General features: G+C 75.3%; 17 protein-coding genes. 3 read left to right on the forward strand and 14 right to left on the reverse strand.

Annotation, left to right across the window (positions count from 1 at the left end):
• Positions 1 to 95: 95 nt before the first annotated feature.
• The 9 genes from ACUN9U_RS14660 to ACUN9U_RS14700 all read right to left on the reverse strand — a co-directional run bounded on the left by ACUN9U_RS14660 (position 96) and on the right by ACUN9U_RS14700 (position 9,441).
• The gene (locus tag ACUN9U_RS14660; RefSeq protein WP_445485749.1) at positions 96 to 554 is read right to left on the reverse strand and encodes a type II secretion system protein; all 459 of its coding nucleotides are present in this window, start codon (positions 552 to 554) and stop codon (positions 96 to 98) included.
• A 169-nt stretch (positions 555 to 723) separates the two neighbouring features.
• Positions 724 to 1,944 carry a type II secretion system F family protein gene (locus tag ACUN9U_RS14665; protein ID WP_445485750.1) on the reverse strand — a complete coding sequence of 407 codons (1,221 nt, stop codon included), beginning with the start codon at positions 1,942 to 1,944 and terminating at the stop codon, positions 724 to 726.
• The gene (locus tag ACUN9U_RS14670; RefSeq protein ID WP_445485751.1) at positions 1,944 to 3,236 is read right to left on the reverse strand and encodes a type IV pilus twitching motility protein PilT; all 1,293 of its coding nucleotides are present in this window, start codon (positions 3,234 to 3,236) and stop codon (positions 1,944 to 1,946) included. The genes ACUN9U_RS14665 and ACUN9U_RS14670 overlap by 1 nt, the downstream gene beginning before the upstream one ends.
• A gap of 117 nt (positions 3,237 to 3,353) precedes the next feature.
• Positions 3,354 to 4,289 (reverse strand): shikimate dehydrogenase, encoded by a 936-nt coding sequence (locus ACUN9U_RS14675; RefSeq protein ID WP_445485752.1) that lies wholly within the window; start codon positions 4,287 to 4,289, stop codon positions 3,354 to 3,356.
• A 2-nt stretch (positions 4,290 to 4,291) separates the two neighbouring features.
• Positions 4,292 to 5,458: an endolytic transglycosylase MltG gene (gene mltG / locus ACUN9U_RS14680; protein ID WP_445485753.1), complete on the reverse strand. Its 1,167-nt coding sequence runs from the start codon at positions 5,456 to 5,458 to the stop codon at positions 4,292 to 4,294.
• Between the two features lie 43 nt (positions 5,459 to 5,501).
• Positions 5,502 to 5,978 (reverse strand): Holliday junction resolvase RuvX, encoded by a 477-nt coding sequence (ruvX, locus tag ACUN9U_RS14685; RefSeq protein WP_445485754.1) that lies wholly within the window; start codon positions 5,976 to 5,978, stop codon positions 5,502 to 5,504.
• Between the two features lie 18 nt (positions 5,979 to 5,996).
• On the reverse strand, positions 5,997 to 8,720 hold the full coding sequence (alaS, locus tag ACUN9U_RS14690; RefSeq protein WP_445485755.1) for an alanine--tRNA ligase: 2,724 nt from the start codon (positions 8,718 to 8,720) through the stop codon (positions 5,997 to 5,999).
• Positions 8,721 to 8,784: 64 nt separating this feature from the next.
• A complete protein-coding gene (locus ACUN9U_RS14695; protein ID WP_445485756.1) occupies positions 8,785 to 9,057 on the reverse strand; it encodes a hypothetical protein in 273 nt (90 codons plus the stop codon).
• A gap of 3 nt (positions 9,058 to 9,060) precedes the next feature.
• Positions 9,061 to 9,441 (reverse strand): DUF948 domain-containing protein, encoded by a 381-nt coding sequence (locus ACUN9U_RS14700; protein ID WP_445485757.1) that lies wholly within the window; start codon positions 9,439 to 9,441, stop codon positions 9,061 to 9,063.
• Between the two features lie 129 nt (positions 9,442 to 9,570).
• On the opposite strand from ACUN9U_RS14700, the gene ACUN9U_RS14705 reads away from it, so the two are divergent.
• Complete coding sequence (locus ACUN9U_RS14705) at positions 9,571 to 10,695, forward strand: diguanylate cyclase (RefSeq protein ID WP_445485758.1); 1,125 nt, start codon at positions 9,571 to 9,573, stop codon at positions 10,693 to 10,695.
• A gap of 101 nt (positions 10,696 to 10,796) precedes the next feature.
• Here ACUN9U_RS14705 and rpsD read toward each other — a convergent pair whose 3' ends face one another.
• From rpsD to ACUN9U_RS14720, 3 genes are all read right to left on the reverse strand, one after another.
• The gene (gene rpsD / locus ACUN9U_RS14710; RefSeq protein ID WP_445485759.1) at positions 10,797 to 11,423 is read right to left on the reverse strand and encodes a 30S ribosomal protein S4; all 627 of its coding nucleotides are present in this window, start codon (positions 11,421 to 11,423) and stop codon (positions 10,797 to 10,799) included.
• Between the two features lie 178 nt (positions 11,424 to 11,601).
• Entirely contained in the window at positions 11,602 to 13,002 is a 1,401-nt protein-coding gene (locus tag ACUN9U_RS14715) for a replication-associated recombination protein A (protein WP_445485760.1), read from the reverse strand.
• A 1-nt stretch (position 13,003) separates the two neighbouring features.
• The gene (locus tag ACUN9U_RS14720) at positions 13,004 to 13,699 is read right to left on the reverse strand and encodes a dienelactone hydrolase family protein (RefSeq protein ID WP_445485761.1); all 696 of its coding nucleotides are present in this window, start codon (positions 13,697 to 13,699) and stop codon (positions 13,004 to 13,006) included.
• Positions 13,700 to 13,754: 55 nt separating this feature from the next.
• Between ACUN9U_RS14720 and ACUN9U_RS14725 the strand changes: the two genes are divergently transcribed.
• On the forward strand, positions 13,755 to 15,209 hold the full coding sequence (locus ACUN9U_RS14725; RefSeq protein WP_445485762.1) for a sigma 54-interacting transcriptional regulator: 1,455 nt from the start codon (positions 13,755 to 13,757) through the stop codon (positions 15,207 to 15,209).
• Between the two features lie 197 nt (positions 15,210 to 15,406).
• Positions 15,407 to 17,512, forward strand: coding sequence for a vWA domain-containing protein (locus ACUN9U_RS14730; protein WP_445485763.1), 2,106 nt, complete (start codon positions 15,407 to 15,409; stop codon positions 17,510 to 17,512).
• 71 nt (positions 17,513 to 17,583) lie between these two features.
• On the opposite strand, the gene aspS is transcribed toward ACUN9U_RS14730, so the two are convergent.
• Together aspS and ACUN9U_RS14740 are read right to left on the reverse strand one after the other, a co-directional pair.
• A complete protein-coding gene (aspS, locus tag ACUN9U_RS14735) occupies positions 17,584 to 19,404 on the reverse strand; it encodes an aspartate--tRNA ligase (protein WP_445485764.1) in 1,821 nt (606 codons plus the stop codon).
• A gap of 120 nt (positions 19,405 to 19,524) precedes the next feature.
• Positions 19,525 to 20,220 carry a rhomboid-like protein gene (locus ACUN9U_RS14740; RefSeq protein ID WP_445485765.1) on the reverse strand — a complete coding sequence of 232 codons (696 nt, stop codon included), beginning with the start codon at positions 20,218 to 20,220 and terminating at the stop codon, positions 19,525 to 19,527.
• Between the last annotated feature and the right edge of the window lie 10 nt (positions 20,221 to 20,230).

Here is a 20,230-nt window from a genome sequence, read left to right on the forward strand (position 1 = left end):
CGCCCCCCCGCCGCGGCGGCGGTTTGGGGGGGGGGTGGGGGGGGGGGGGGGGGGGGGGCCCCCCCCCCCCCCCCCCCCCGCGGCTCAGGGGTGGGTCAGGCGGCGGTGCAGGTGGTCGCGGACGGGGAGTTGACCGTCAGGCCCTGGGAGGTGACCGTGACGTTGCCGTCGCCGCTGGTGCTGGTGCTGACCAGCACGCAGTAGGTGCCGGTGGTCGTGCCGCTGCCGGCGGTGACGACGTTGCCGGGGCTGAGCTTGCCGGTGGTGACCGTGACCGGCGTGGCCGCGGTGGTGGCCACGGTCCAGGTGCCACCAGCGGTCGCGCCGCTGACGGACAGGGCGGACGAGCCGTCGACGTAGTAGGCGGCCAGCTCCTTGGAGATGACGCTGGCGTCGGACTTGGCCGACGTGAGGCGCGCCTTGGCGCGCTGCGACAGGAACACCGGCACTGCGATCGCCGCGAGGATGCCGATGATGATCATGACGACGAGGAGCTCGATCAGGGTGAAGCCCTGGTCCTTCTCCTCCATGGACTTGCGGATGCGAGCCATCATGGCCGGCTCCCCCTTCTCGAGACCTGGACCCGCGGCACCCGCGAGCCTCCTTGCCCTTCCGGTATCGACAGCGCGGTGGGGGGCTTGACGCGCGGGGAGGGTGCTCACCCGGACGGCGCAGGGCGCCCACCACGCACGGTGAGCGCCCTGCGGTTCCGGTCGCGCAGCGTCAGTTGATGAGCGTGAACACCGAGAAGATGGGCATGTAGAGCGCGATGATCATGGCGCCGATGACGCTGCCGAGGACGGCGATCATGAGCGGCTCGATGAGGCTCGTCAGCGCGTCAGCGGTCGCCTCGACCTCCTGGTCGTAGAACTGCGAGACCTTCTCGAGCATGGTGTCGAGCGCCCCGGTGTCCTCGCCCACGGCCAGCATCTGCGCCACCATCGGCGGGAAGACCGCGTGGGAGGTCAGGGGTCCGGCCATGGAGTCGCCGCGCCGCACGCTCTCCTGCAGCGCCACCCCGGCGCGCTCGAGGACGACGTTGCCCGCCGTGGAGCCGACGATCTCCAGGGCCTGGAGGATGGGCACCCCCGAGCGCATCATCATCCCGAGGTTGCGGGTGAACCTCGACAGCGCGATCTTGGTGAAGAGGGGCCCGAAGACCGGCACCCGCAGCTTCAGCGGGTCGACGACGGCGCGCAGGCGGGCGTGGTGGCGGTAGCGGCCCCAGGCGGCGGCACCCACCACCGCGAGCACCAGCAGCCCCGGTGCGGTGAACCGCAGCCCGTCGGAGAGCACCACGAGGATCCGGGTCGGCAGGGGCAGCTCGCCGCCGAGGCTGGAGAACATGTCCGCGAAGATCGGGACGATGAAGAGCAGCATCCCCACCACCGCGACGATCGCGATGACGAAGACGACCACCGGGTAGGTCATCGCCGACTTGATCTTGGCGCGGAGCTTGACCTCGGCCTCGAAGTTGTCGGCCACCTGCAGCAGGACGGCCTCCAGGAAGCCGCCGACCTCGCCGGCGCGGGTCATGTTGACCATGAGCGGGGGGAAGGCCCGCGGGTGCTTGGCCATGGCCACCGACAGCGACGAGCCGCCCTGCACGTCGGTGGTGACGGTGGCGAGCACCTTGGCCAGGGCCTTGTTCTGCGTCTGCTCGGCGAGGATGGTCAGCGCCCGCAGCAGCGACAAGCCTGAGCTGATCATGGTGGCGAACTGCCGGGACATCACCGCGAGGTCCTTGAGGGGCACGCGGTCGCTGCCGGGCATCCGGATCTCGCGGTTGAGGCCCACTCCCGCCTGCTTGATGCTCAGCGGCGCGGACCCCTGCGCCCGCAGCCGGCTGACCAGCGCGGACTCGTCGGCGGCCTCCATCTTGCCGCTGACGAGCTTGCCGCTGGCGTCGCGGACGGTGTACTCGAACAGCGTCGAGGTGGCCATCAGAACGACCTGACCAGGCGGGCGAAGTCCTCGGGGCTGTGCGCCTTGTCGGCCGCCTCGGCGCGCGTGACCCGCCCGCGGCGCACGAGGTCGGCCAGGTGCTGGTCGAGGGTGTGCATGCCGTGGGCGCCGCCGGCCTGCATCGCCGAGTAGATCTGGTGGGTCTTGCCCTCGCGGATGAGGTTGCGGATCGCGGGGGTCGCGATCATCACCTCGGTGGCGACGGCGCGGCCCTTGCCGTCGGCGGTCTTGCACAGCGTCTGGCAGACCACGCCCTGGATCGCCCCGGCCAGCTGCGCGCGGACCTGCTCCTGCTGCTCGGCGGGGAAGACGTCGACGATGCGGTCGATGGTCTGGGCGGCGTCCTGGGTATGCAGGGTGGCGAAGACCAGGTGGCCGGTCTCGGCGGCGGTCAGGGCCACCGAGATGGTCTCGAGGTCGCGCAGCTCGCCGACGAGGATGATGTCGGGGTCCTGGCGCAGGACGTGCTTGAGGGCCGCGGCGAAGGAGTGGGTGTCCTCGCCCACCTCGCGCTGGTTGACCAGGCACTTCTTGTGCCGGTGGAGGAACTCGATGGGGTCCTCGACGGTCATGATGTGGTCGCTGCGGGTGGAGTTGGCCAGGTCGACCAGCGCCGCCAGGGTCGTGGACTTGCCCGAGCCGGTGGGGCCGGTCACCAGCACCAGGCCGCGCGGCAGGCCCGCGAAGTGCGCCACCGCCGGCGGGATGCCGAGGGCGTCCAGCGGCTTGATCTCCGCTGGGATGACGCGGAAGGCCGCGCCCAGCGACTCGCGCTGGCGGTAGACGTTGACGCGGAAGCGGCCCCGGCCGGGCACGGAGTGGGCGAAGTCGAGCTCGAGGTCCTCCTCGAAGCGCACCCGCTGCTTCTGGGTGAGCATCCCGTACAGGCTGCGCTGCAGGACCGCGCCGCTGAGGACCTCGAAGCCCTGCAGCGGGCGCAGCCCGCCGTGCAGGCGGACCGTGGGCGGCGCCCCGGCCGTCAGGTGCAGGTCGGAGGCGCCGGAGTCGAGCATCGCCAGGAGGACGGCGGTGATGTCGAGGGTGGCGCCCTCGTCGACCGCGCCGCCGGTGCGGGCCACGCGGGCGTCGTCGTGCGCGCCGGAGGGGGGCAGCTGGGAGGGCACCCCGGGGTGCCCGGCCCCGGGGGGCGGCAGCAGCGGGTCGTCCTGCAGCAGGGAGGACGGCTCCCACGGCGCCGCGGGGGTCGCCGGGTCGTCGGCCGCGCTCCAGGTCACCCCGAAGTCGTCGTCCGCACCGCTCCAGCTGCCCATGCGGCCCTCCCGCTCACGCACCGAGGGCGCAGCCCTCCCGTCCTGCGTCCCATCGGCGCGCCGGGCGGTGGGCTTGAGGGGCTCGAGGGCGTCGTCGGGAGCGGGCGGGGCGCCGGCTCAGCGGCTGACGAGGGCGTGGGGGGACGGTGAGCCGCCGCCGCGGCAGCGGTCGTCACCGGCGGCGTCGCCGTCGGCGTCGGCGTCGTCGGCGGCGGCCATGGCCGCCTCACCGGCGGCGCGCAGGACGTCCAGCGGCGCGGTGCGGCCGGTCATGAGCTCGACCTGGCGCTCGGCCTGGTGCACGAGCATGGCGAAGCCGCCCACCGCGGGCGCCCCGGCGGCCGCCCAGGCGCGGGCGAGGGCGGTCGGCCACGGCGCGTACACGACGTCGAGCAGCGCCCCCGCCGGCGCCCGGCCACCGGCCGCGTCCGCCGCGAGGGCCGCGGCGACGGCGTCGGCGGCACCGGCCGGCGCGGTGGAGACGACCACGTCGCAGCCGGCGAGCTCGCGGGCCACCGCCGCGGCGTCGGTCCAGGGCCGCAGGTGCACCTGCACGCCGAGGCGGTGCCCGACCTCGACCAGGGCCCTGGCGCGCCCCACGGAGCGGACCACGGCCAGCGGCTCGGGGACGCCCAGCTGCGCGAGGGCCGCCACGGCCGAGGCCGCCGTGGCCCCGCCGCCCAGCACCGCCGCCGTCCGGGCGCGCGCGACGCCGGCCTCGCCGAGGGCGGCGACCACGCCGTGCACGTCGGTGTTCTCCCCGCGCCAGGCCCCGGGGGCCCCGGGCTGCGGCACCAGGGTGTTGACGGCGCCCACCGCCAGCGCGAGCTCGGAGGCGCTGGCGACCAGCGGCAGCACCGCCTGCTTCAGCGGCATGGTCAGCGAGACGCCGGCCCACCGCCCGTCCAGCGCGGCGACCGCCGCCGGCAGCGCCTCGGTGCCGACCTCGCGCCGCTCGTAGGTCCAGTCCAGCCCGAGCTCGCGGTAGGCGGCCCGGTGCAGCGCCGGGGACAGGGAGTGGGCGATCGGCGAGCCCCAGACGGCGGCCTTCACGCTCAGCCCTGGGGGTTGGCGCGCAGCCAGGCCTGGAACTCGGCGACGTTGCGCTGGTGCTCGGCGTAGGTGGCGGCGAACTTCGTCTCCCCCGTGCTGGGGTCGGTCACCACGAAGTAGAGCCAGTCGCCGGCGGCGGGCTGCAGCGCAGCCCGCATGGCGTCCTCCCCGGGGGAGGAGATCGGCCCCGGCGGCAGCCCGGGGTAGAGGTAGGTGTTGTACGGCGAGGTGTTCGCGCGGTCCTCGGCGGTGGTGGTCAGCCCGGTCTTGCCGGTGGCGTAGTTCACCGTGGTGTCGAACTGCAGCGGCTGCCCCGCGGCCACGCGGTTCTCGATCACCCGGGCGACCTTGGCCATGTCCTCGGCGTTGGCGCCCTCCTTCTGCACCAGGCTCGCCTCGGTCATGAGGCGGTGGCGCTCGGCCGGGTCGGCGGGGAAGCCGACGTCGTCCATGGCCCGCTGGGTGCGCTGCACCATCGCCTGCATCTGCTCCAGGGCGGTGGTGCCGGGGTCGAAGGTGTAGGTCGCGGGGAACAGGTAGCCCTCCACGGCGCCCTGCGCGTCAGCGGGCAGGCCGAGCTGGGGGTCCTGGGCGGCGCCCTCGTAGTCGCTGGCGGGCAGGCCGGTGGCCTCCGACAGGCGCTGGTAGATCTGGGAGGCGGTGTAGCCCTCGGGCACCTGCACCCGGAAGGAGGTGCGCGCCTCGGGGTCGAGCAGCATCGCGATGGCCGCCGCCCCCGACATCTCCTGGCGCAGCTCGTAGGTGCCGGGCTGGATGCTCGAGGCGCGGGGCTCGTCCGCGGCCGCCGCGACGAACGCCCCCGGCGTCTTCACCACGCCGGCCTCGGCCAGCACGGAGGCGATGGTGCGGCCCGAGGCGCCCGCGGGGATGGTGACCGTCACCGCTCCGCTGCCGGCGCCCTCGTAGTCGCCGCTGTCGGTGACGGAGGCGACCAGGGACCTGACCTGGCCGCCGACCAGCACCGCCGAGGCGCCGAAGAGGACGGCGCACACGGCCAGCACGGCCAGCGCGACCCGCCGGCGGCGCTGGCGGCGGCGGTCGCGGTCACCGCGCTCGGCGTGCCGCTTCGAGGACCTCGAGCCCCCGCCCGCGCCGTCCCCGGAGGACGAGCGGGACTCCGGGGTCCCCGGCAGGTCCTCCAGCGACAAGCCAGCCATCGACGCGCACAGCCCCTTCCCCCCGCCTCCGGCCTCAGCCGGGAGCGGGCCCGGGGTCGACGGTCGACCCCGGTGGCCGGCCCGAGGCGCGCTCCGCGTCCAGGGCCGTCTGCAGGATGAGCACCGCCGCGACCTGGTCGACCACCTCGCGGTGGCGACGGCCGGGCCGCCCGGAGGCCGCCAGCGCCTGGTGGGCGCTGACAGTGCTCAACCGCTCGTCCACGAGCCGCACCGGCACCGGCGCGACCCTGCCTGCCAGGTCAGCAGCGTAGTCACGGACGGCCGCCGCCGCTGGTCCTTCCCGTCCCGACAGCGACACCGGCAGGCCGACGACGACCTCCACGGCCTCCCTGTCAGCGACCTCCGTGACGATGCGTCGCAGGTCAGAGCCCTGCGTGCGGTCCCGCCGCAGCGTCTCCACCGGGGAGGCGACGAGGCCGGACGGGTCGCACGCGGCGAGCCCGACGCGCACCGACCCGACGTCCACGCCGAGCCGGACGCCCCTCCTCACGAGCGCCTCACGAGCGCCTCACGCCGCGCCGACCGCCTGGGCGACGGCGGAGCGCACGGCGTCGAGGGCGGCGGGCAGGGCCTGCGCGTCGGTGCCGCCGCCCTGGGCGACGTCGTCCTTGCCCCCGCCGCCGCCGCCGAGCGCGGTGGCGGCCACGCGCACCAGGGCGCCCGCCCTGAGCCCGGCGGCGCGGGCCGCGGGGCTGGTGGCGATGACGACGACGGGGCGGCCCTTGGCCACGCCGCCCACGGCGACGACCGCGGCGGACTCCCCCAGGCGCCCGCGCACGTCGAGCGCGAGGGTGCGCAGGTCGTCGGCGGAGGCCACCTCCCCGGCGCCGGTGGCCACCAGCCGCACCGCGTCGGCGGCGGAGCCGCCCACCAGCTCCGCTCCCGCGGCGAGCGCGCCAGCACCGGCCAGCACCTCCTTGGCGCGGGCGGCGGCGATGGTGCGGTCGGCCTCCCTGAGCTGGTCCAGCAGGGCGGAGACGCGGTCGGGCAGCTCCTCGGAGCGCACCTTGAGCAGGCCGGTCAGCTGGCTCACCAGCGCGGACTCGCGGGCGAGGTGGGCGTGCGCGTCGGGCCCGACCAGGGCCTCCACGCGACGCGTGCCGGAGCCGATGGACTGCTCCCCGAGCAGCGCGACGACGCCCAGCTGCCCGGTGCGCTCCACGTGGGTGCCGCCGCACAGCTCCTTGGACCACTCCCCGATGCCGACCATGCGCACGCGGTCGCCGTACTTGTCCCCGAAGAAGGCCAGCGCTCCGGCGCGGCGCGCCGACTCCGGGTCGGTGACCGTGGTGGTCACGGGCAGGTCGTCGGCGAGGAAGGTGTTCACCTCGGCCTCGACGTCGGACAGCTGCGCCGGCGAGGGCGCCGACAGCGCCGTGTAGTCGAAGCGCAGGCGGCCCGGGGCGTTCTCCGAGCCGGCCTGGCGGGTCCCGTCCGGGCCCAGGGCGTCGCGCAGGCCCTGGTGGACCAGGTGCGTGGCGGTGTGGGCGCGGGCCACGGCCAGGCGGCGCCCGGCGTCGACCACGGCCTCGACCGGGTCGCCGACGGCCACCTCACCGGACACGACGGTCGCGTGGTGGACGTTGAGGCCCGGGATCGGCCGCTGCACGTCGCTGACCTCGACCACGGCGCGGGTGCCGGTCGGGCCGGTGACCGTGAGCCGCCCGCGGTCGGCCAGCTGGCCGCCGCTCTCGGCGTAGAAGGGCGTCCTGTCGAGCACCAGCTCGACGTCGTCGCCGGCCAGGGCCACCGGCACGCTGGCGCCGTCGCGCAGGAGCCCCACCACGCGGCCCTCCGCGGACAGCACCTCGTAGCCGAGGAAGTCCACGTCGCGGCCCAGGGCGTCGGCGACCTCGCGGTAGCCGGCGGTGTCCGTGCGGCCGGCGCGCTTGGCGCGCGCGTCCTCGCGGGCGCGGGTGCGCTGCTCGGTCATGAGGCGGCGGAAGCCGTCGGCGTCCACGTCGACGCCCTGCTCGGCGGCCATCTCCAGGGTGAGGTCGATGGGGAAGCCGAAGGTGTCGTGCAGCTCGAAGGCGCGCTCGCCCGAGAGCCGGGGCGCGGACCCGCTGGCCGCGGAGCTCTTCTTCGCCTGCGACACCGCGGTGTCGAGGATCGTCGTGCCGGCCGCGAGGGTGCGCCGGAAGGCGTCCTCCTCGGCGTAGGCGACGGCGCTGGTGCGGCCGAAGCCGTCGCGCAGCTCGGGGTAGGCCGGGGCCATGGCCTCCATGGAGACCGGCAGCAGCTCGGGCAGCGTGGGCGCGTCGACGCCGAGCAGGCGCATGGCGCGCACCGCGCGGCGGATGATGCGGCGCAGCACGTAGCCGCCGGCCTCGTTGGACGGCGTGACGCCGTCGCCCATGAGCATGAGGCCGGACCTGACGTGGTCGGCCACCACGCGCAGGCGGACGTCGGCCTCGTGGTCGGCGCCGTAGCGCACGCCGGCGAGGTCGGCGGCGCGGTGCAGCACCGGGGCCACCTGGTCGATCTCGTAGAGGTTGTCGACGCCCTGCAGCAGGTAGGCCACGCGCTCCAGGCCCATGCCGGTGTCGATGTTCTGCTTGGGCAGCGGCCCGGTGACCGTGAACTCCTCCTTGGAGCGCACGTCGGCCAGCTGGTGCTGCATGAAGACCAGGTTCCAGATCTCCAGGTAGCGGTCCTCGTCGACGACGGGACCGCCCTCGCGGCCGAACTCCGGGCCGCGGTCGACGTAGATCTCGCTGCACGGGCCGCCGGGGCCCGGGGCGCCGGTGTGCCAGTAGTTGTCCTTGCGGCCGCGGCGCTGGATGCGCTCGGCCGGCAGGCCCGCGACGCGCCGCCACAGGGCGTGCGCCTCGTCGTCGTCCTCGTAGACGGTGACCCAGATCTTCTCGGGGTCGAACCCGTACCCGCCGGCGGACTGCGGGGAGGTGACCAGCTCCCACGCGTAGGTGATCGCCCCCTCCTTGAAGTAGTCGCCGAAGGAGAAGTTGCCGTTCATCTGGAAGAACGTGCCGTGGCGCGTGGTCTTGCCGACCTCGTCGATGTCCAGGGTGCGCACGCACTTCTGCACGCTGGTGGCGCGGCTGTACGGCGGCGTCTGCTGGCCGGTGAGGTAGGGGATGAACGGCACCATGCCGGCCACCGTGAACAGCAGGGCCGGGTCGGGGCTGATCAGCGAGGCGCTGGGCACCACGGTGTGGCCGCGGGCCTCGAAGAAGTCGAGCCAGCGCCGGCGGATCTCGGCGGTCTCCACGGGTCCCCTCCTGGGGTGGTCTGTGCGAGGTCGGGGTGCGGGGGGTGCAGCGCGCGGGCGGGCGTCAGCCGGCGTGCTGCCCGCGGCGGGGCGCGGTCGGGTTCTCGAGCAGGTCGCGGACGGTGGCCTCGTCGATGGTGCCGGTGTCCACGCCCAGGGCGATGCGCAGCTGCTCCTCGCGCTCGGCGGCGCCGGAGCGCACGTCGGCCGCGAAGTCGCGCAGGCCGTCGGCGAAGCCGGACCAGCCGCCCTCGGACGTGCTCACCGTGCGGACGGCCTGCACCGCGCCCACCGCGGCGGCGACCGCGCCGAGCCCCACGAGCACCAGCTTGCCCACGGCTCAGGCCCCCTGGCGGGCGGCGGCCCGCCGGCCGGCGCGGCGACCGGCCACGGCCTGGCGCACCCCGTAGGTGAAGGCGGCGGCGCGGACCACCGGCGAGCCGAGGGTGGCCGCGAACAGCGCCGTCAGCGCCGAGACGTTGGTGCTCACCTGGGCGGCGTTGGTCGTGATCGTGTCGATCTTCTCCATCTGCTCGTTCGCCTGGCCCACCGTGGTGGTCACCTCGGCGATGAGCGGGACGGTGGAGTCCGACACCCCCTTGATCGCGGTGCGGGCCTCGTCGAGCACCTGCCCCAGCTTGAGGATCGGGCGCGCGAGCAGCGCGACCAGGACGACGAAGGCGAGGGCCGCGACGAGCCCCGCGACATCTCCGACGGACAAGGGGACTCCTGAGCTCTGAGGCGGCCGGCGATCGGCAGGTGCCCGGCGACCCTACCGCGCACCTCCGAGCGGGTGGCCGGGCCGACCTGCCGCTCAAGGTCCCCCGCCCCGCGCACCGATGTCCGGCAGGTGCACCTTCTGGCCGCCGAGCAGTCACCCCGGCTGCGCGCGCGAGTGGTCGCCGCGGTCGCCGCGGCCATCGTCTGCCTGCACCTGGGACACCTCGCGGTGGCCGCCGGTGCGCACGTCAGCATCCGCAGCGGCGTGGTCGTCGCCAGCGCCGCGGTGTGGGCGGTGGTCCTGCTCGTCGCGGTGGCCGCCCCCCGCGGCCTCAGCTCAGCGGCTGCAGCTGCGCTGCACGTCGTCGGGGCGGTGGCGGTCACCGCCGACGCGGTGTGGTCCGAGTCCCCCGGCCACGACGTCATCGTGACCGCCGGCCTGGTCAGCCTCGCCATCAGCGCCGGGGCCCTCAGCTCCGCGCGCGCCTCGGTGGTGGCAGGTTCCGCGCTGATGCTGTGCCAGGGCACCCTCGTCCTCAGCCAGCAGGGCACCGGCCCGCTGGGCTGGTACGTGGCGGTCTCGACGGTGGCGGTGACGGCCGCGGCCTGCTGGGTGTCGGCCTCCGCGCGGGAGGCCTGGCGATCGGCGCTCGCCGACGAGGCCACCAGGGCCCTGTCCGATCCCCTGACGGGTCTGCTCAACCGGCGGGGGATGGTCGCGCACTTCCCCGCGCTGCGGGCGGCGGCGCCCTCCGGTGACCGCGTGGCAGTGGTGCTGCTCGACGTCGACGCGTTCAAGGCCGTCAACGACGCCCTCGGTCACGACGCCGGTGACCAGGTGCTGGTGGCGGTCGCGGAAGTGCTGCGGGGCGCCGTCCGCGGCGGGGACCTGGCCGTGCGCCTCGGCGGTGAGGAGATGGCCTGGGTCGGCGCGTGGCCGACCGCCGAGGACGCGACGGCCGCCGCCGAGCGCCTGCGCGCTGCCGTCGCCTCCGCGCGGGTGCCCGGTGTCGAGGCGGTCACCGTCAGCGCCGGCGTGGCCGTCGCCGGTCCCGAGCCGAGCGCCTCGGCGCCGACCACCGACGCCGACCTGCTGTCGCGGCTGCTGGTGCGGGCGGACCGTGCCATGTACGCGGCCAAGGCCGCGGGACGGGACAGGGTGGAGGTCGCCGCCGCCACCGAGGGCGTGAGTGCCGCCGCACCGACCGCGGCCGCCTCGGTGCACGGAGCGGCCGCAGGCCTCGCGGGCGCCTGACGGTCGCCGGACCCGCACCACGGCAGAGCCCCCGCCCCGCAGGTGCGGGACGGGGGCTCCACGGTGGCCGCCTGCGCGGTCGGCGCCGGCGGCGCGCAGGATCAGCGGGCGTAGAACTCCACGACGCGGGAGACCTCGCAGGTCACGGGGACCTCCTCGCGGGTGGGGCGGCGCGCCAGGCGCACCTTGAGGTCGGCCAGCTGCACCTCGAGGTAGCCGGGCAGCGTGGGCAGCACGTCGCGGTGGGCGCCGGCGGCGGCCACCTGGAACGGCGTGGTCTGCGCGCTCTTGGCGTGCACCGAGATGATCTGGCCCGGGCTCACGCGGTAGGACGGGCGGTCCACGCGCTGGCCGTCGACCAGGATGTGGCGGTGCACGACCAGCTGGCGGGCCTGGGCGATGGTGCGGGCCAGGCCCGAGCGCAGGACGAGGGCGTCCAGGCGCATCTCGAGCAGCTCGATCAGCACGTCACCGGTGCGGCCCTGCGAGCGGCGGGCCTCCTCGAAGGTGTTGCGCAGCTGCGCCTCGCGGATGCCGTACTGCGCGCGCAGCAGCTGCTTCTGGCGCAGGCCCAGGGAGTACTCGGACTCGGTGCGGCGGCGGGCGCGGCCGTGCTCGCCCGGCGGGTAGGGGCGGACCTCGAAGTAGCGCGCGGCCTTCGGCGTGAGCGGCACCCCGAGGGCGCGGGACAGGCGGACCTGGCGGCGGTTGCGGTTGGAGTGGGACACGAGCGGGTGACTCCGATCTCGGGGCGGGCACTCGCGGTCGGCGACCCCACCTCTCGGACCGGGTGGGACGACCAGCGAACGACGGCGGCCTCCCCCCGAGCGGCGGCTGCCGGACCGGGGTGACCACGAGGCGCGGGCGACAGAGCGCGCTGCACCAGCGGACAAGACTACCGCAGGTCTACCGGCCCCTGAGCAGCGCGCGGATCCGCTGGAGGCGCTCGCCGATGCCCCGCTCGGCACCGCGGTCGGTGGGCCGGTAGTACTCGCGGTCGGCGAGGTCGTCGGGGGCGTACTGCTGGGAGGCGACCGCGTGCGGGGCCTCGTGGGCGTAGACGTACCCCCGGCCGTGACCGATCTTCTGGGCCCCTGCGTAGTGGGCGTCACGCAGGTGCGGTGGCACCGGCCCGCCGCGACCGGAGCGGACGTCGGCGACGGCGGCGTCGATCCCCAGGTAGGCGGCGTTGCTCTTGGGGGCGGTGGCCAGGTGCACGACGGCCTGCGCCAGCACGATCCGCGCCTCGGGCATGCCGATGAGCTGCACCGCCTGGGCGGCGGCCACCGCCGTCTGCAGGGCGCTGGGGTCGGCCATGCCGACGTCCTCGCTGGCCGAGATGACCAGCCGGCGGGCCACGAAGCGCGGGTCCTCCCCCGCCTCGAGCATGCGGGCGAGGTAGTGCAGGGCGGCGTCGACGTCGGAGCCGCGCAGGCTCTTGATCAGCGCGCTGGCGACGTCGTAGTGCTGGTCGCCGCCGCGGTCGTACCTGACGGCGGCGATGTCGACGGCGCGCTCGGCCGCCGCGAGGTCGACCCGGGCCGGCTCGCCGTCCGCGCCTGCTGCGGCGTCCAGCGCGAGCCCGGCCGCCGCCTCCAGCGCCGTCAGCGCCCGGCGGGCGTCACCGCCGGCCAGGCGCACGAGGTGGGCCAGGGCGTCGTCGTCGAGGGCCACCTGGCCGGCCAGGCCGCGCTGGTCGGCCACCGCCCGCAGCAGCAGGGCGCGCACGTCGTCGTCGGTGAGCGGTGCCAGGCGCAGCAGCAGAGAGCGGCTGAGCAGCGGTGAGACCACCGAGAAGCTGGGGTTCTCCGTGGTGGCGGCGATGAGCACCACCCAGCGCTCCTCCACGCCGGGCAGCAGCGCGTCCTGCTGGGCCTTGGTGAACCGGTGGATCTCGTCGAGGAAGAGGACGGTCCGCCGGTCGTGGAGGTCGCGGGCGGTCTTGGCGGCGTCGAGGACGCGGCGCACGTCCTTGACGCCCGCGGTGACGGCGCTGAGCTCCTCGAAGCGCCACCCCGTTCCGCGTGCCACCACGTGCGCCAGGGTCGTCTTGCCCGTCCCCGGCGGGCCCCACAGGAGCACCGACGCCGGACCGGCGCGGCCGTCACCGCCCTCCACGAGGCGGCGCAGCGGCGCGCCGGGGGTGAGCAGGTGCTGCTGGCCGGCCACCTCGTCGAGGGTGCGGGGGCGCATCCGCACGGCAAGCGGGGCGCGCACGGAGCGCGCCGACGGCGCAGCCCCGCGCCCGCCGGCGCCGTCCTCGTCGTCGTCCTCCCCGAGGCCGCCGCTGAACAGGTCGGCCGTCATCTCAGCGGACGTGCTCCTTCAGGAACGCCACGGCGGCGGACCAGGCGGCCGTCGCCGAGGCCTCGTCGTAGGAGGGGCGCTCGTCGTTGACGAAGGCGTGGTCGGCCTCGTAGAAGCGGACGTCGGCCTGGACGCCCGACTGCTGGCGGATCTTCGCGGCGGTGGCCTCGACGGCCTCGCGGGTGATCCGGTCGCGGGTGGCGTAGTGGCCCTGCACGGCGGCGCGCAAGCCGGAGTAGTCGGTGGCCTCGACGTCGGGCAGGCCGTAGAACGGCACGGCTGCGCTGACGCGCTCGCCCTGCTGCGCGGCGAGGGTCAGCACGAAGGCCCCGCCCATGCAGAAGCCGACGACGCCGACGGTGCTCGAGGTGACCTCGGGCATGTCGAGCAGGTGGTCGACGGCGCCGGCCAGGTCGCGCGCCGCGCGGTCGACGGGGAGCTCCTGCACGAGGCGCGCCGCCTCGGCGCCGTCGTGGGTGGTGGCGCCCCCGTACAGGTCGGGCGCCAGCGCCACGAAGCCCTCCGCCGCGAAGCGCCGGGTCAGGTCCGCGATGTGCGGGGTGAGGCCCCACCACTCCTGGACGACCACGAGGCCCGGACCGGAGCCGGCTCCGTCGGGTCCGGGCAGCTGCAGGTAGCCGTGGGCCGTGCCGTCACCGCTGGGGAACTCGACGTTCTGCTCGCTCACGCCGCCCATCCCAGCACGCCCCGCCGACGGCGCGCTCGGCACGATACGGACGTAGCGTGAGGTGGTGACGCAGCATGCGGCCCCGTCGCCGTCCGTCCTCCACACCCCTCCCGCCGACCTGCCCACCACGCTGGGGGCCCTGCGCAGCAGCGGGCTCCCCCAGGCGCAGCCCCGCTCGGTCAAGGCCGAGCTGCGCGAGAACCTCCTGGCGCGCATGCGCTCCGGGCAGGACCGCTTCCCCGGCGTCGTCGGCTTCGACGACACCGTGCTGCCCGAGGTGGAGCGCGCGCTGCTCGCCGGGCACGACCTCGTGCTCCTCGGCGAGCGCGGCCAGGGCAAGACCCGCCTCATCCGCTCCCTGGTCGCCCTCCTGGACGAGTGGACCCCCGTCATCGAGGGCTCCGAGCTGGGCGAGCACCCCCTGGAGCCGATCACGCCGGCCTCCGTGCGCCGCGTCGCCGAGCTCGGCGACGACCTGCCGGTCACCTGGCGGCACCGCTCCGAGCGCTACGCCGAGAAGCTCGCGACGCCGGACACCTCCGTCGGCGACCTGATCGGCGACGTCGACCCCGTCCGCATCGCCGAGGGCCGCACGCTGGGCGACCCCGACACCATCCACTACGGCCTCGTGCCCCGCACCCACCGCGGGATCTTCGCCGTCAACGAGCTGCCCGACCTCGCCGAGCGCATCCAGGTCTCGCTGCTCAACGTGCTCGAGGAGCGCGACGTGCAGGTGCGCGGCTACACGCTGCGGCTGCCGCTCGACGTCCTCGTGGTGGCCAGCGCCAACCCCGAGGACTACACCAACCGCGGCCGCATCATCACGCCGCTGAAGGACAGGTTCGGGGCGGAGGTGCGCACGCACTACCCCCTCGACGTCGACCTCGAGGTGCAGCTGGTCGCCCAGGAGGCCCGGCTGGTGGCCGACGTGCCGCGCCACCTGCTGGAGGTCGTGGCCCGCTTCACGCGGGCGGTGCGCGAGTCGCCCGCCGTCGACGCCCGCTCGGGCGTCTCGGCCCGCTTCGCCGTCGCAGCGGCCGAGACGCTGTCGGGCGCGGCCCTGCGGCGCGCGGCGCTCACCGGCGACGAGCCGGTGGCCCGCGTCGGTGACGCCTACGGCGTCGTGCCCACGCTGCGCGGCAAGGTGGAGTTCGAGTCCGGCGAGGAGGGCCGCGAGGAGGAGGTGCTCGTGCACCTGCTGCGCACGGCCGTCGCGGAGGTCTTCCGCGCGCGACTGGGCGGTGCGGACCTGTCGGGCTTCACCTCCCTGGTCGCCGAGGGCGGCACGGTCTTCACCGGGGAGCTGGTGAGCAGCGCCGAGCTGCTGGAGCAGGTCGGCCGCGTCGACGGGCTGGCCAAGGTCCTCTCCCGGCTCGGCCTGCCGGAGGCCCCGACCCCCGGGCAGGCCGCGGCGGGGGTGGAGATGGTCCTGGAGGGCCTGCACCTCACGCGCCGGCTGGCCAAGGACGTCGAGGCCAGCAGCGACGGCCACGGCGACCGCGCCGTCTACGGCGGCTGACAGACCCACCAGGACGACGACGACGCGCCACGGCCCGCTCGAGCGGCTGCGCGGTGCCGGGTTCATCTCCAGGACCTTCCAGAGTCGGCCCTGACTCGCAGGTCCTTTCACCGACAGAGAGTTCGGGCCAACTTTGGAAGCACTTCCACCACGGCCGGCCGGGCTGGCGAGGTGGGTGGACGAGGGAGGGCAGCGCGATGAGCAGGGCCTACCGGTACGGCGCGTGGGACGGCGGGGCGGACCCGCTCGCCCCTCCCTACGACGTGCGCGCCGCCGTCGACGCCATCGGGCGCGACGTCATGCAGGGCCGCTCGCTCCAGGAGGCCCTGCGCGACCTGCTGCGGAACGGGCTGGAGGACGAGCGGGGGCGCCGGGAGGGCCTCGACGCCCTGCGCGAGCGGGTGCGGCGCCGCCGCGAGCAGCTGCGCTCCTCCGGGGACCTGTCCGGGTCGCTGCAGCAGGCGCGCGAGAAGCTCGAGCAGGCGCTGACCACCGAGCGCGCGGCGCTGGACCAGAAGGCCGCCGAGGCTGCCGAGCGCGAGTCGGCCGGTGAGGAGGGCGCCGGCGCCGACGCGACCGAGGCGGCCCTCGCCCACGCCCAGCTCGACGCGCTCCCCCGCCGCACCGCCGCGGCCGTGCGGGAGCTCGCCGACTACGAGTGGACCTCGACGGCCGCGCAGCAGACCTACCAGGAGCTCCTCGACGACCTGCGCCAGCAGGCGCTGCGCGCGCAGATCCCCGGGCTCGGGCAGGTGGGCCAGCAGGGCGAGGGCGGCGAAGGGGGTCAGCAGGGCCAGTCGATGGAGGGCGTCAAGGAGCTCCTCGGGGACCTCAACGCCCTCCTCGCGGCGCACGAGCGCGGCGACGACACCACTGACCAGTTCGCCGAGTTCATGGCGAAGCACGGCGAGGCCTTCCCCGAGGACCCGAAGGACGTCGACGAGCTGCTCGACGCCCTCGCCCAGCGCGCCGCAGCCATGCAGCGGCTCATGCGCTCGCTGTCCAAGGAGGAGCGCAGCCAGCTGCAGCAGCTCATGGCGCAGGCCATGGCCGACGCCGGGCTGGAGGCCGAGGTCAGCGCGCTCAACCAGCACCTGCAGGACCTGCGCCCCGGCGCCTTCGTGCGCGGCCGGGGGCGGGAGTCCTTCAACGGCTCACAGCCGCTCGGGATGGACGACGCCACCGGCGCCCTGGCAGAGCTGGCGGACCTCGACGACCTCGACGACCAGCTCGCGATGGACGGTCCGGGACAGGGACTGGACGACGTCGACGTCGAGGCGGTCGAGCGCCAGCTCGGCACCGGTGCGGCGAACCAGCTGCGGCGCTTGGCCGAACTGGAGCGTGAGCTCAAGCGGCAGGGCTGGCTGACCGGCCCGGCGAGCCAGCTGCAGCTGTCGCCCAAGGCGCTGCGACGGCTCGGCCAGACCGCGCTGCGCCGCGTCTTCGCCGACCTGGAGTCGACCCGCAGGGGCAGCCACGACGAGCGCTCCGCCGGTGCGGCCGGCGAGGCCACGGGCACGTGGCGCGAGTGGCAGTTCGGCGACGAGCAGCCGCTGGACGCCGTCGCCACGGTGCGCCGGGCCGTGATGCGCTCCGCGGCGACGCGCTCGCCGTCGTCGTCCTCCGAGAGGCGCGGGGTGCGGCTGCTGCCGGAGGACTTCGCGGTGGCCGAGACCGAGCGGCGCTCCAGCGCGGCGGTGGCGCTGTGCGTGGACCTGTCGTGGTCGATGTACGCCGAGGATCGCTGGGCGCCGATGAAGCAGACCGCCATGGCGCTGGCGCACCTCGTGGCGACGCAGCACCCCCACGACGCGTTCGAGATCATCGGCTTCGACAGGACGGCGCGGACCATGTCCACCGCGGAGCTGGCGGCCGTCGAGCCGGCGTGGATCCAAGGGACCAACCTCCAGCACGCGCTGGCGCTGGCGCGCCGTCACGTCTCGCGGCACCCGGACGCCCAGCCGGTGGTCCTGGTGGTCACCGACGGTGAGCCGACCGCGCACCTCGACGACGGCGGCGAGGCGTGGTTCGACTGGCCGACGTCCCCGGAGACGCTGCGCCGCACCGTCGCGGAGGTCGACGCGATGACGCGCTCCCGCGTGGCGATCAACACGTTCCTGCTGGGCGAGGACCCGGGGCTGCGGCGCTTCGCCGACGCGATGGCGCGGCGCAACGGCGGGCGGGTGTTCGCGCCGTCGCTGGACCGGCTCGGGGAGTTCGTGGTGTCGGACTACCTGCGCACGAGGAACGGCGGCTCAGGCGGCCGGTCGAGCAGTGCGTCCCGGAGCCGCCGCGCCTCCTGACCCTCGTGATCATGGGCGATCGGCCCCAAGTCCAGGTGGCCGATCGCCCATGATCACGGACGGGGAGGGGGTCAGGGCGCGGGGGGCGCCTTCGGCTCGGGCTTCTTCGGGGGGCCGTCGATGCCGGCCTCGGCGCGCTGCGCCGCCGTGATCGGCGCCGGGGCCGCGGTCAGCGGGTCGTAGCCGCCACCGGACTTGGGGAAGGCGATGACCTCGCGGATCGAGTCCGAGCGGGTCAGCAGCGCGACGATGCGGTCCCACCCGAAGGCGATGCCCCCGTGCGGCGGGGCGCCGTAGCCGAACGCGTCCAGGAGGAAGCCGAACTTCTCCTGCGCGTCCTCCGGGGAGATGCCCATGACGCGGAACACCCGCTCCTGGACGTCGCGGCGGTGGATGCGGATGCTGCCGCCGCCGATCTCGTTGCCGTTGCAGACGATGTCGTAGGCGTACGCCAGCGCCTCTCCCGGCGCCTCGGGCGAGCTGTCGAAGGTGTCGAGGTGCTCGGGCTTGGGCGAGGTGAAGGCGTGGTGCACCGCCGTCCACGCGCCGGCGCCGACGGCGACGTCGCCGGCGGCCACGGCGGCCTCGGCCGGCTCGAACAGCGGCGCATCGACCACCCAGACGAACGCCCACTGCGACTCGTCGACGAGCCCGCACCGGCGGCCGATCTCCAGGCGGGTGGCGCCGAGCAGCGAGCGGGCTCCCGAGGCGGGGCCGGCGGCGAAGAACACGCAGTCGCCCGGGACGGCTCCGACCTTGGCGGCCAGGCCCGCGCGCTCGGTCTCGGACAGGTTCTTGGCCACCGGGCCCGACAGCTCCCCGTCCTCGCCCACCAGCACGTAGGCCAGGCCGCGGTGCCCGCGCTGCTTGGCGAACTCCTGCCAGGCGTCGAGCTGCTTGCGGGGCTGCGAGGCGCCGCCGGGCATGACCACGGCACCGACGTACGGCGCCTGGAACACGCGGAAGGGTGTCTCGGCGAAGTAGGAGGTGCAGTCGACGAGCTCCACCCCGAAGCGCAGGTCGGGCTTGTCCGAGCCGTAGCGGGCCATCGCGTCGCGGTAGGTCATCCGCGGGATCGGCGTGTCGAGGGTGTGCCCGATGAGCGACCACAGGCCGACGAGCACCTTCTCGGCCAGCGCGATGACGTCGTCCTGCTCGACGAAGGCCATCTCGACGTCGAGCTGGGTGAACTCCGGCTGCCGGTCGGCGCGGAAGTCCTCGTCGCGGTAGCAGCGGGCGATCTGGAAGTACTTCTCGACCCCGGCGACCATGAGCAGCTGCTTGAACAGCTGCGGGCTCTGCGGCAGGGCGTACCAGGAGCCGGGCGCGAGGCGCGCGGGCACGAGGAAGTCGCGGGCGCCCTCGGGGGTGGAGCGCGTCAGCGTGGGCGTCTCCACCTCCGTGAACCCGTCGGCGAGGAGCACGTCGCGGGCCACGCGGTTGGCCTCGCTGCGCAGCTTCAGGGCGGCGGCGGGGGCGGGCCGGCGCAGGTCGAGGTAGCGGTGGCGCAGGCGCACCTCCTCACCGGGGGCGTTCACCTGCTCGCCAGCTGCCTCGATCGGGAAGGGCAGCGGCGCGGCCTCGTTCAGGACGGTCAGCTGCTCGGCGACCACCTCGACGTCGCCGGTGGGCAGCGCGGGGTTCTCGTTGCCGACCGGGCGCAGGCGCACGGCGCCGGTGACCTGCACGACGAACTCGCTGCGCAGCGCGTGCGCGCCGGAGGAGGCCAGCAGCTCGTCGCGGACCACCACCTGCACCACGCCGGAGGCGTCGCGCAGGTCGAGGAAGGCCACACCGCCGTGGTCTCGGCGTCGGCCCACCCACCCGGCGAGGGTGACCTGCTCGCCGTCGTGGGCGGCGCGCAGGGTTCCTGCGGAGTGGCTGCGGAGCACGCGGTGTACCGACCTTCCAGTCTGGGGAGTCGCTCAGGGCAGAGCCCCGGCGAGCCTAGTCGCCGCCGCGGCGCGCCGTCAGGCGCGGACTCCGGCGGCGGACCGCACCGGGCCCGGTGGTCAGCGACGGCGTGCCGCTGGCCGCTGGGCCTGCGCCGCGACCACGGCCAGGCCGAGCCCGGTGGTGAAGGCCAGCACGTGGCCGGCGCCCGTGAAGTCGGGGTCGGCGCGGAGCAGCACCGCCAGCGCCGCGAGGGCCGCGGCCACGTAGAGCCAGCGCCACCAGCGCGGCAGGCAGGCCGCGAGCAGGCCCGCCACCCCCGCCAGCGCGTAGCTCACCCCGACGTCCGGGGCGGTGGTGACGCTGCGCGACACGACGCCCTGCCGCACTCCCGCGGCGAGGAACGTGGCGACCACGAGCGTCGCGCCGACGTGGCCGAACAGGGCCGCGACCGCGGTGGACAGGCGCCCGATCCGGCGGCTGCACACGGTCATGACCACCACGAGGGGCACGAGCAGCAGGACCTCGCCGGAGCTCTGCACCACGAAGGCGCTCAGCAGCAGCACCGCGGCGGGGTCGTGGCGGAGGTTCTCGATGTTGGTGCTGGCCGCGAGCACCGCCCGCTGGTGGACGGCCTCCGGCAGGAGCGCCAGGACGACGGCCACCGCCAGCACCAGGCCGGCGTAGACCAGCGCCAGCTCGCTCCCCCGCGCCCAGCGCGCCCACCGGGGCCACCCGTGTCGGGGCGCGCCCGCCGGCGGGGACGGACCGGCAGCGCCGTCCTCCCCCGCCGACAGGACGCCCGGGCCGCTCACGGCCCTGTCA

Source organism: Quadrisphaera sp. KR29 (assembly GCF_052644995.1).